Genomic DNA, 11,193 nt, shown 5'->3' with positions numbered 1-11,193 from the left:
TTTCGGCACGCCGTTCTCCGTCCCTCGGTTCCTGACCTTCGACAAGCCAGAAACCTAGACGAAGCAACGGCGTGCCCCCGTCTCCGGGCCCAAAACCCCAGCTCACACCACCCACGGATCAGTCACAAGAGCCTTAATTTTGCTGACTCCGCAAAATTGATCGCGAAGATTATGGTAGAGGAGCACGGTAGTCATGACCGAGATTCGCTGGCGCAAAAGTTCATACAGTAACGTTAATGGTGAATGCGTCGAAGTCGCCACCACATTAGACGCAATCCGCGATTCGAAGGACCAGGACGGTGCGACGTTGGCTGTTGACGTGAGCACGTTCGTTCGTGCGGTGCAGCAGGGTCGTTTCGACCGCTGAATGTATGACGCCCCGGTGCATCGCACCGGGGCGTCATTGTTACTCGAACGTCATCGGTCGTCTCGGTCGAACGTGATCCGGCCGGTCAGGTCCATGCCGGTGACCGGCCGGGAATCGTGGTGCACCGCCAGGCACACCGCGGTGGACACCGAACCACGCGGGGCGATATCGACGAGGTTCCCGCCGTTTGCCCTCGCCTGCTCGACGCCGCCCGCGGGGATCGTCGACGCGGGCTCAACCGCGAAGACGTATTCCGTTCGGTACCAAGGCAATCCGGGTGTCGCGTTGCCTTCGAACCACAGCCAGGCATTCGGCAGCACGTCGCCGTTCCACGCCATGGCCACGCCCAGGTCGCCGTCGGCGCTCGTGATCGACACCCAGTGTTCGGTGAAATCCCCGAAGTACGCGAGCGTGGCCTGACCGGGACCGCCGGGAGGCAGCGTCGACAGCTGCGAGACCGGCCACGCGAGCGTCGCACCGGCTTCCACTACGTGACCGGACGTCTGGTCCACCGTGAGCTTCTGCGCACCCGATGCGATCCGCGCCCCCGGCGTCACCAAGGGTGCGCCGAAGGCCGGGTGGTGCACGATCGCCACCGAAACCGGGTCGGGACTCTCGTTGTGGAAAGTGTCCTCCACCTTCAGCACCGATCCGTCCAGCACCACCTGCCGCCGAATCCGCAGCGGAGCCTGGCTCAACCGCACCGAAAGCGTCGCAGAGTCCGAAGTGGACAAATCGACCTTCCAGCGCAGCAGGCAAGCTTCACCGTGAAAACCCCAGGTGCCGCCCGCGACGTTCGACGCATCGCCGGCGTTCGGGCACAGCAGCTGCCAACCACCCTGGTACATCGCCTGCCAGGACTGGCGGGACTCCGGCGCCCACGGCCCGGGCTGGGCCGAATCCGCCCACGGCGTGCGGTAGAGCAGCTGCGCGCCGGTCCGGGCATCGGTCAGCGCGGTGATGTCCGCGCCCCGGTCGGGCGTCAACTGCACCGCCAGGTGGTCGTTTCGCAATTCGAGTTCAGTCGTCACGGAACACCGCCGATCGCTTCTCCAGGAACGTCGCTAAGCCTGCCTGTGCATCATCGGTGGTGTAGAGGCAGAACAACACCTCCTGTTCGCCGGTAAATCGGCTTTACCGGGCCGGTGCGGCGAGTCGGCGCTGAACCCGCTGCCGAGCACCCCGGCGGAGCCCAGATCGGGACGGCCGGTGCCCATTGGCAAGTCGAATCCCGGCCAGATCGGCTCGACTCCAACAGGCCGCGAAAGGCGCCGACCGTAGACTTGCGGTCAGAACGGTTTGGAAGTGGATGCGGATGTGGGAGCGGTTGTCACCGGAGTCGGTCGCCAACCAAGTCGAGCTGCAGATCATGCAGGCGATCGGGCGCTACGGCCCGGGCGACCGGCTTCCACCGGGCCAGGTGATCGGTCGTCGGGCCGAGCGGAATCGGCAGTTGGGGCGCGGATCTCCCTTTGATGTCAAAGGGCTTCCCGTTCCTCTTCGGGGATCGGCGTGGCCGCACGAGCGCGGTCCAGGAGCCTGCGCACGCCCGCTACGACGTCGGCATCGCGATCGGCGAGCCAGGTCAGCATCGCGTGGTCCTCGCTGTCCAGGTCCACGCCGTCGAGCGGAGCTCGCAGCAACGCCAGGTTCACCGTGGTTCTACGGGACCGGGCATCCCGCCCGGCTTGCAACTCGTTGCGCACCCAGGGTCGGTTCGCGACCTGAAGCAGCCGACGCGTGTCCGCGTCGGACAGCCATGCGTCCAGCGAGTTGCTCACAACACCATCCATGGCAGCGCCTCCTCGCCTAGGTCCATCCGACCTCATCCTCTGGGTACCACCGCTGCGAAACAGGTCCAGGGACGAAAGTCCCAGCGATTCAGACGCGGTGATACTGCCGCATCCCGACGCCGCTTGACCGCACCCGAGGCCCGACGATCCAGAACACGCCTGTTCACGACGCACCCAGTAGCCCAAAGGACCACCCATGTGGGTGATGCCCGAGGCCGCTGAAGAACCGTTGCAGCGCATAGACTTCCGCCTCGTGACTGCAGTACCGCACACCTCGACCGAGGCAGCCCTGCGCGACGCGGTGGACACAGCACTCATCGATTTGCTCACCGCGCAGCACAATCCCGACAACCGAGCGCACCAGGCGTTGACCCGCGCGGTCGGGCTCCTGGACCAGCACCCGCACATCGAGATCTCCGACGACGCCGTGTCCGCGGTCCGCACCGCCGCCGACCACCTGGCCGAGGGCGACCGTGACGACGCGCGAACCGCCCTTGTGACCGCTTGCAGCCAACTAGCCGCTCCCGGCTCCCGGCTGAACTCCCGTAACACCGGCTGAAACGCCCCGGAAAGCGGGAGCCGGGCACGGTCGTGGCCGACGCCACGACGCGTGTCCGAATCACTGCGGAACCGGTTCACCCCGCGGCTGCTCGTCGCGGTGCACCCCCTGTCTCAGCCGGTCCGCCAGTTCCTCCAGGAACCAGTTCAGCACCGACTCCGCAGCTTCCACATCGGCGGCCGCACCCCTCCCCAGAGCTTCCTTGCGCGCCCGCCCAGCAATCCTGATCTCCTCGCACAACTGCTCGTACGGGAGGTCGCTACACCTCGTGAACAGATCCATTTGAGACCACTCCGTGGCCATCGAGGGACCGGGGACTCGCGTTGCAGCGGGTCCCCGACCTCTCGCCCCCATTTTTTTGCGTGTCCTCGAATCAGCTCGAGGACGGCCGATCGGCTATTTCGTGCGCACCTGTCTAAACCATATCTCGCAGCGCCAACAATTACCTCCCCCAAACCGGGCACATGTTGGAAATTTACCACCACATCGAACAGGCCCATCGCCGTCGACGCTCGGCGGCTACGAGTTCCCGCCCCGCCAGCAGACCGAGACGGTCGAGCAGGCGTCCTATATGGACGCATCGGTGGCGTGTACCTGCATGGCACTGCAGATGGTGACCGGCACGAGCACGACCGCCGCATACCTTGGCCAGGCAGCCCCGCGGGCCAGCCACGTCCAGGCGGTGCGCGGTTGCGGGTCCATGTTGTCAGAGCAACCATCGCCGTGTTGCCGGGGAGGCAATGAGGTGGCCTGCTTCTTCGGAGGGATTTTGGGGGGAGGCCGAAGAAGCAGGCCACGGGCGGGCGATCGCGGTACCGCGGCTGTGTTTAGGGGAGGCCCGCGATCACTCCAGGCCAAGGTATGCCCACGCGGCGAGCGCTGCGCGCTCAGGCGTGCGGCCCGCGCGGCACCGACCGGAGAACGCCCCTTGGCCCGTGCGTGGCGTTCCCCGGTCGGATGTGGCCGCCTGCGCTCCCGCGTGCAGCGCGCTGAGCTGCTCAAATTGATCGAGAGCCACTCAGCGCACCGCCCGGGATCCCATTTCGGCCGCCCGGCACCGCCGATGGCCGCTTGGCGGCGGCGACCGCGTTGGCCCTGCACAGCCGGGCCTTGTCACTCGACCGGGTAGTTCTCGTCCACAGTAGCCCGATCGGAGTAGAACACCAGTCAGTGCCCTCCCGGAAGCGGAGGTTCTGCACGCGCCTGGGCGCTCAGGTACCGACCCGGTCAGCTTCGATCATCCCGGCCATCGCGAGGATTGCGATCAGCGGCTGCAGCGCCCGGACGGGCTCGAACCCGCGCGGGAATCGCTCCTCCCCCGGCGCGGCTTCGCTGCCGCTGGCCGACACGAAATGCAGGGTGCACCGGTCGAAGACGCTGAACGGGGTCAACGCGGCGTGCTCCCCGCGGTTGCGCAGGAACGCGTAGACCGAACTGCTCTCCATGTGCAGGAGCGCGGGATCGATCGCCGCGAGGGAACCGTTGCCATGCCGCAGCCAGCGGTCGATCGGCGGGAGGTATCGCAGCCGGTCGGACTTGGTCGCGACGATCGCCGCGGGAAGCCGCTCGAAATCCGGCACCGCCCGGAGCCGGGCCAGGGACATCTCGAACGCCCGGTTGCCGACGCACTCGGGCGCGGCCTCCAGCCCGTGCACGAAGATCACGGCACCGGTGCCGATCAGGAAGCGCGCGAGCCGGGCATCGCCGACCGCCTGCAGGTCCTCGCCCGCCACGTCGAAGAACACCAGCGGCCGGATTCCGCCCGGCCCGCTGAGCAGCAGGATCTCCGCCGGGTCGGTCAGGCCTTCGGGGGTGCCCGGCAGTTGCGCACCGCGTCCGGCCGGTTCGAGGGTCTGTTTCCGGTAGCGGTCGTGACGGTGCAAGTCCAGCGCGGTCGCCGTCAGCCCGTAGGGCGTCAGGCCGCCGCGATCGACCACCTCGCGGACCATCGCGGCGAGCAGGTGGGTCTTGCCCGCTGACGGGCGGCCGATCATCGCCACGACCAGCGGCGGGCCGTGGTCGTAGTACGTCGCGGGCAGGAAGTGCTCGGCTACGTCTTCCGACGGGTTGGGGCACCGGCGGTAGCCGCTGAGGCTGCGGAACTGCCGCTTCTGCGGGTCCTGCGAGGATGAGTCGTCCTCGACGAACGTCCCGTCCTCGTGGCGCCACAGCTCGTCGTCGGGCAGCGGCCGCGGGTAGGAGTCCAGGCACACCGGGCAGCGGACCAGCGCCGGCTGTTCGTCTACTTCGGACTTCCAGGCGCGCCGCCAGGGCAGCCAGGACCGCGACGGGGCGCTGCGCACCGCCCGCGCCGCCGCGCGTCCCCGCTTGCGCCGCAACAGGTCCACGTAGGCTTCGACGCCCGGAACCAGGGCGCTGCCGGGAACGAAGACCGGCGACTCCGTGGGCTCGCGGAGCCTGGTCAGCAGGTCCGCCGGAGTCGGGCGGGACTCCGGCGGGTTGACGAAAACCCCGTCGAGCAACGTGCTCAGCGCGCCGCCGTCCACCGTGAGGTCCGGCGCGCCGCGCCCGGTGTGCGGGTGCACCGTGCGCCACAGCGCCAGTCCGGCGTCCCAGACGTCGTCGCGGACGTCGGCTCGCTGGCCGTCGGGCGTCTCCCGCGGCTCGCCGATCCCGGCGGCCCGCTCGAAGTCGACGAGCTGCACGGTCCTGCGCCCGGAATCCCACCGCAGTGTGCCGAGCTCCACCCGGCCGTGGGTCACGCCGGCGACGGCTGCGAGGTGCAGGGCACGCAGCACCCCTACCTGGAGCCGGTAGCGGTGCTGCGCCCCGAGTGCCGGCAGCAGCCCCTCGACGGGTTCGCCCCGGTACGGCTCGACGAGGACGAACGGCTCGTCGCCGTCCACGTCGTAGTACCGCAACCTCGGCAGCTCGGGCGGGTAGCTGTCGTGCGGGAACGCCCACGCGAAGCGGTGCAGCGCCCGGATCTCGCGGTCCAGCGGGCGGAGCCGCCCCAGACCACCGGAATCGGCGCGGGGGACCCATTTCTGCAGCAGCTGCGGGCCGTCGTCCACCGACACCAGGCGGGTCGGCAGGCCGCCACCGGAGACACCGACGTCGCCGACCACCGCCAGCCGGATCGTGCGCGGCGTGCCGTCGATCGCGCGGCACCGCACCTCGGTCGTCATTGGAACACCCCCTGCCTGAGCGGGACGAGCCGCAGGGTGCCCGCGATCTCGGCTTCGCCGGTCCAGGTGACGCCCGATGGATCCCCGCACCGACCGCCGCGTACCGACGCGGGTGCGAACCGCACGAGTTGCGCGCGGTCGGCCATGGCGCTGACCGCACCGAGCTGCCGGGCGTGGCACAGCTGCGTCATCTCGGCTTCGACGTCGCACCGGAGCACGTCGCCGACCTGAGAGTCCTCCCACAGCCGGGCGGCGAGTTCGGCGCGATGGGCGCGTTCGCGGGCGAAGGGCGGTGGCACGAGCAAGCCGTACTGCCCGAGGTGTTCGCGGTAGGCGGTGAGCAGCCGCTCGGCCTCCCGCGCGTGTTCTTCGCGCGCTGCGGGCCGGTCGGCGTCGATCCCGGCCCAGCACGGGCGGAGGGCGGCGATCGTCAGGTCGACCAGGTCGGTGACGACGACCTCGCGCACCTCCTGGTGGACGTCCCGGTCCGGTGGGTCGTACGAGTGGTTTCCATCGTGCTGCTCGGGAGAACCTTGTAGGCCGGCCGCGCGCTCGGCGAGCACTTGCCGGACGGCGGTCAGGCCGATCGACACCTGGCGCAGCGCTTCCGCGAACATCGCCCGCCGGGCCGAGGGCCGCCACTCGGCCCGGATCACCCCGTCCACCAGCTGCGCGGCCCCTGCCAACCGGTCCCGGAGCGCGTCGAAGTCGAGCTTGCGCCGCCACTGCCGGACCGAACACCGCCAGCCAACCCCAATCGCCCAGGCGGACAGCAGCACCACGAGCGCAACCGCGACCACGCCCAGCACGTCCGCAATCCCCGCGCCGACAACGAGGAAGACCAGCAGCCAGCCGCCCAACACCGGCAACGCCCAGAACAACGCGGCGGGCAGCGCGGCCTCGACGAAGCCCTGCTCCCCGGTCGCGGTCGGTTCCCGTGCCTGCAGCACCAGACCAGCGGCGAACCAGGCCAAGACCAGCAGGGGCACGAAGAACGCGGCGGCGATGCCCAGCGCGTGGGTTCCAAGCGCCGCCAGACCGCCGGCCACCGCGGCTAGCGGCAGCGCCAGCGAAGGCGGCGGCCACGCCACGAGCCGCGGTGCCGGTCCGGCAGGCGATGCCAGCCCTTCCAGCTCTGCGATGGCCGCCGCGCAACCTTGCGGCTCCTGGCCGACCCGTTCCGCGTCGAGGTCCGGGAGCAGGCACGCCACCGACCGGTACCGCCCGAGCCACTCCTCGACGAGCCGGCGCGAGCGGTCGCGGATGTCGCGCGGTCGCGCCGGAACCGGGCCGCGCACCCCGAGCCGCACGACGACGTCCCTACCGACGCGCTGTCCCCGCAGGTTCTCGTCGATGCGGTGCAACTGCTGGGTGGCCTTGTCGTGGAAGTCCCGCACCGCCGCCCGCGCCTCGGCGAGGACCGGCCCCACGGCCGGTCTCGGGCGGCGCTTCGGGAGCGGGGCGAGGAAGTGGTCGGCGCGGGTGAGCGCGTGGTCAGCCGCGTTGAGTGCCGTGACGGCGCGGGTGTGGGCCTCGGTCAGCTCCGAGCCGGGGAGCAGGACGTCCTCGGCGGGGTCGACCTCGATGGTTTCCCGGACGGCGGCCCGGAATTCGTCCCGAGGCAGTTCCTGCGCCCGGACCCCGCCCGCATCCGGGTCGGTGAACCACGCGATGGCTTCCTCCTGCGCCCGGCGCAGCTCGACCTCGTGCAGGCTGGTCCGCTCCAGAACCATGCCCGCGCTGGCCGTGCTGTAGGGCAGGGTGTTGACGGCCTCCACCACGGCGGCGAAAACCGCCGGATCGGTTAGGGCGTCGACCAGCTGCCCCAGGCCGGAGATCGCGGTTCGCGCGACCGTTCGCACCAGCGGCTCGGCCGGTCGCCACCGGATCCCGTCGGAGTCGCCGATCCAGACGGTCGCCGCCCGCCCGACGGGCGCCAGCGACGGCGCGGGCCGGATCCGCACCGAGCCGTCGGCGTTCCCGGCGTCGATGGCGACGCAGAGCACCCCGGAGACCGCGGGATTCCCGAGCAGCGCTTGGTAAACGTCGTCGTGCTCGGCGGCCTTCTCCGCATCGTCGAGCACCAGGACCGCGCCTGCTGCCTGCTCCGCATCGCACTCGCCGTTGCGCAGGTCGACTACGAGGACGGGGTCGTCGCGGCGGGCGGTCACCGGTCGACCGCCGGGGACTGGTAGTCGAAGTAGTCGGTCATGTCCCGCAGGTTCGCGAACGGTGCCTGCACGCCCCGGAAGGGCAGTTCCAGCGCGGCGGGCAGGGTCCGGGTCCAGAACTCCTCGATCAGGTCGAGCTGTTCGCCCGCGCCGATTCCAGGCCGGTTGCGGATCTCGTCGAGCAACTGCGCTTCCTTCGCCGGGAGCTGGTGGAGCGTGGTGTACAGCGGCGACGGCGGCCCGGGATCGCGGTCCACGTTGCGCGGCTTGATCGCGATCAGCTCCGCGGCGAGGTCACGGTTGGTACCGCTGCCGTTTCTGATCACCCACTCCTCGTAGGTCTGCAGCAGACTGCCCCACGAGGAGAGCTCCCGGAACGAGGTGAGGTCCAGGACCAGCGGCGGGGCGTCGGTGTGGCCGGTGTGCACCCGGATCCGCTGCGGGCTGCGGTCTTGTCCGGGCGGGTCCACCTCCACGAGGCCGTTCCACATCGCGTTGAGGAAGCTCTGCAGGATCAGCGCGCGGTCGGTCGGGGTGGAGATCAGATAGCCCGGGGCCCTGCCGAGCCGCTGCCGCCACGACAGCCGGTCGTCGGCCCGCTCGAACCGCCGGGCATCCGCCGCGAGCTGGACGGCCTCGCGCACCTCGGGCACCTGGGTGATGCCCATGCCGGTGCGGAAGAAGACGACGACGAGCGAATCGGACTCGTTCGGCCGGAATACGATCGACGGCGCGTGGTCGGACGGCAGCAGTTCTCTGCGCAGGAACGTCTCCACGGCGTGGTCGGGCGCGCTGCCGGGGTAGGAGATGAGCACCTTCAGCTCCCCCTCGCCCGCGGGCGCGTACCCGCCGGGGACCAGCCCGGCCAGCTGCTTGCGGAAGTGCGTGATGTCGGCATCATCGATGGCCGTGTCGGCCCGGCCGACGGTCGCCGCGAGCAGGTCCCGGATCGACGGGACGAGGGCCCGCTCGCCGCCGCCGGGCCGGAAGCACTCCGAGACGGCGCCGCGAATCCGTTGGCGAACCAGGTGAACTGCCGCCTCGGGCTGCTCCCGGCCGACTCGGTAGGCACCGGACCAGCCATCCTCGCCGAGGATCAGCCCGACGATGTCGGCCGCAGTGTGGTTCACACCGAGCCGGTCGCGGAAGCGTTCCACCAGGGCTTCGCGCACCCGCGAGTAGAAGCCCTCCAACCCGCCTTTTCCGGGTGGCAGCAGGTAGGACACCCCGAGCAGGGGCGCGTAGAGCTGCGCGGCGCGCTCGGAGAACTGCCGGTCGTCTGCGGCGATGTGATCCGCGAATGCGTCGGTGATGGCGGTGAGCCGGTCGCAGAACGAGCGCCAGCGCGGCTCCCATACCCGCTCGTTGTTGCGCCACGCCTCGTGCCACTGCCGCCGGACCCGCCACTGGTACCAGGCGTCCTGGTCCTCGACCGCCTCCTGGACGCCCTGGTCCTGCCAGCGCAGCCGCCGGAACGTGCGCCGCCGCTGCACGGTCTCGGGCTGCGGCGGGTGCAGCCCGAACTCGTCCGAAGCCCGCCGGGATTCCTTGCGGTCGTTGAGGATCTTCTCGAACCCGCCCCGGTCCAGCTTCTCGGGATAGGCCGGATCGCCGCGCAGGACCCGCCGCAGCCGGAACGGGTCGAGCGTGCGCGAGATCTCCTCCGCAGCCTTGGTCGGGTCGAAGTCCCGGGCCAACCGGCCGAGGTGCGGGCCGAGCAGGCGCTCGTTGCGGTCCAGGCTCTCCTGCATGGCCCGCGCCCGGGCGCTGAGCGCCTGGATGATCGAGTCGTAGCCGACGGGGACGTCCTCGACGTCTGCGAAGGGCTCCAGCGGCGCGCAGGTCAGGAAGCCCGCCAGTCCGCAGGCGGCGTCGAAGCGCTCGATGAGGTCGCGGTTGCGCACCCCGGCCCCGGTCGGCGCCTGCCGCATGACCCGCACCGCCTCCGCCAGCAGCCGCGAGCTGACCACGTCCGCGAGCACCGCGAGCGGGATGGTCAGCGAGGCGACCGCGGACGTCGACACGCCCCGCCGGCCGATGCCGGTGTCGGCGAACGCCGAGCGGCTGGCCGTGTCGTTGATGAAGCGATCGGCGAAGGACTGATCGCCCTCGGAGCCGGCGCCGATCAGGGTGGTGACCAGCGAGACCATCGAGCGGACCAGGTCATCGCCGCTCACCCCGTCCTTCGGGCGGCCGAACAGGAAGGCGGTCTGCACGGTGGCGGGCTGCAGGCTGGTCGGGCGGGATTCGCCCGGGAACCAGACCGACAGCGGGCCCCGGTCCTGGGCGCCGCCAACCTCGTCCCCGGCCCCTTGGGCGTTCTGGTCGTCGATCAGGCGGAACAGGTCGACGAGCGCGGTGGCCGAGTTGAGCACGGCGGCCCGGCCGCCGCCCATGCCTTCCTTGAACGCCGAGGGCATCAGCACCAGCGGGTAGATCCGGGCCTCCGTCCCGGCCTGCCGCAGGTGCTCGCCGATCAGGTGCAGGTAGTCGTAGAAGATGCCGCTGCCGGTGCCGCCGGCCACCGAGAACGCGACGAACACGTCGACGGTGTTTCCCAGCCTCCCGCCGAGCTCGTGCAGCACAGCTCCGGAGGCCTTGATCCGCTGCATCGCCGCTGTTACGCCGTGCAGCACGGCGCTGGGTCCGTGGCCCTGGCGCATCGTCTCGAACAGCACTGCCCGGCCGACCGTCGGGAGCTGGCCGGCACCCGCGCTCAGCGGCGCCACCCGGGGATCGGTCTCCGGCCCGGGCAGCCAGCCAATAGGCTCGTCCAGGGTGATCCGCATCGCCTGGGCCAGTTGCGCGCTGTTGTGGTGGTTCGGCGGGACGAGGTTCGCGATGAGGTGCGTGGTGTGCTGCGCGGCGGCGTGGTGGTCGGAGCTGGGCACGACGTTGGGCAGCACCTTGCTCAGCTCGTCGATGCTGAGGTCCGCGTACACGAACTGCAGGCAGGAAGGCAGCTGGTAGGGCAGGTAGTCGTGCCCGTGCATGCGCGCGATGAGCTCGGTGCCGTCGGGGCCGCAAAGCGACTCGCGCAGCACGCGCTCCAGCTCGCGGCCGACGCGGCATCCGGTGCCCCCGAGGCCGAGGAACAGCATCGGCTGGTGGATTTTCATGGTGGGTCCTCACTTCAGAGCCTGTTGGTGACTGG

8 protein-coding genes are annotated in these 11,193 nt (G+C 70.3%); 2 read left to right on the top strand and 6 right to left on the bottom strand.

The window, feature by feature from the left end; genetic code table 11:
• Positions 1 to 193: 193 nt before the first annotated feature.
• Positions 194 to 367, top strand: coding sequence for a DUF397 domain-containing protein (locus tag ACWDKQ_RS04580; protein WP_010310442.1), 174 nt, complete (start codon positions 194 to 196; stop codon positions 365 to 367).
• Between the two features lie 50 nt (positions 368 to 417).
• Here the strand turns inward: ACWDKQ_RS04580 and ACWDKQ_RS04575 are convergent, their stop codons facing one another.
• On the bottom strand, positions 418 to 1,398 hold the full coding sequence (locus ACWDKQ_RS04575) for a DUF4432 family protein (RefSeq protein ID WP_450137366.1): 981 nt from the start codon (positions 1,396 to 1,398) through the stop codon (positions 418 to 420).
• A 447-nt stretch (positions 1,399 to 1,845) separates the two neighbouring features.
• Complete coding sequence (locus tag ACWDKQ_RS04570) at positions 1,846 to 2,148, bottom strand: hypothetical protein (protein WP_450137365.1); 303 nt, start codon at positions 2,146 to 2,148, stop codon at positions 1,846 to 1,848.
• A 208-nt stretch (positions 2,149 to 2,356) separates the two neighbouring features.
• Here ACWDKQ_RS04570 and ACWDKQ_RS04565 point away from each other — a divergent pair, with 208 nt between their 5' ends.
• Positions 2,357 to 2,719, top strand: coding sequence for a hypothetical protein (locus ACWDKQ_RS04565; protein WP_450137364.1), 363 nt, complete (start codon positions 2,357 to 2,359; stop codon positions 2,717 to 2,719).
• Between the two features lie 60 nt (positions 2,720 to 2,779).
• On the opposite strand, the gene ACWDKQ_RS04560 is transcribed toward ACWDKQ_RS04565, so the two are convergent.
• The 4 genes from ACWDKQ_RS04560 to ACWDKQ_RS04545 form a co-directional block, all read right to left on the bottom strand.
• Entirely contained in the window at positions 2,780 to 3,001 is a 222-nt protein-coding gene (locus ACWDKQ_RS04560) for a hypothetical protein (protein ID WP_450137363.1), read from the bottom strand.
• A 929-nt stretch (positions 3,002 to 3,930) separates the two neighbouring features.
• Complete coding sequence (locus tag ACWDKQ_RS04555) at positions 3,931 to 5,868, bottom strand: hypothetical protein (RefSeq protein ID WP_450137362.1); 1,938 nt, start codon at positions 5,866 to 5,868, stop codon at positions 3,931 to 3,933.
• Positions 5,865 to 8,039, bottom strand: coding sequence for a hypothetical protein (locus tag ACWDKQ_RS04550; protein ID WP_450137361.1), 2,175 nt, complete (start codon positions 8,037 to 8,039; stop codon positions 5,865 to 5,867). The genes ACWDKQ_RS04555 and ACWDKQ_RS04550 overlap by 4 nt, the downstream gene beginning before the upstream one ends.
• Positions 8,036 to 11,158, bottom strand: coding sequence for a tubulin-like doman-containing protein (locus tag ACWDKQ_RS04545; RefSeq protein ID WP_450137360.1), 3,123 nt, complete (start codon positions 11,156 to 11,158; stop codon positions 8,036 to 8,038). Before ACWDKQ_RS04545 ends, ACWDKQ_RS04550 begins: the two co-directional genes overlap by 4 nt.
• Positions 11,159 to 11,193: the final 35 nt, after the last annotated feature.

The sequence above is a fragment of the Saccharopolyspora sp. NPDC000995 genome, from assembly GCF_053599315.1.
This window is presented reverse-complemented; position numbering and strand designations above follow the sequence as displayed.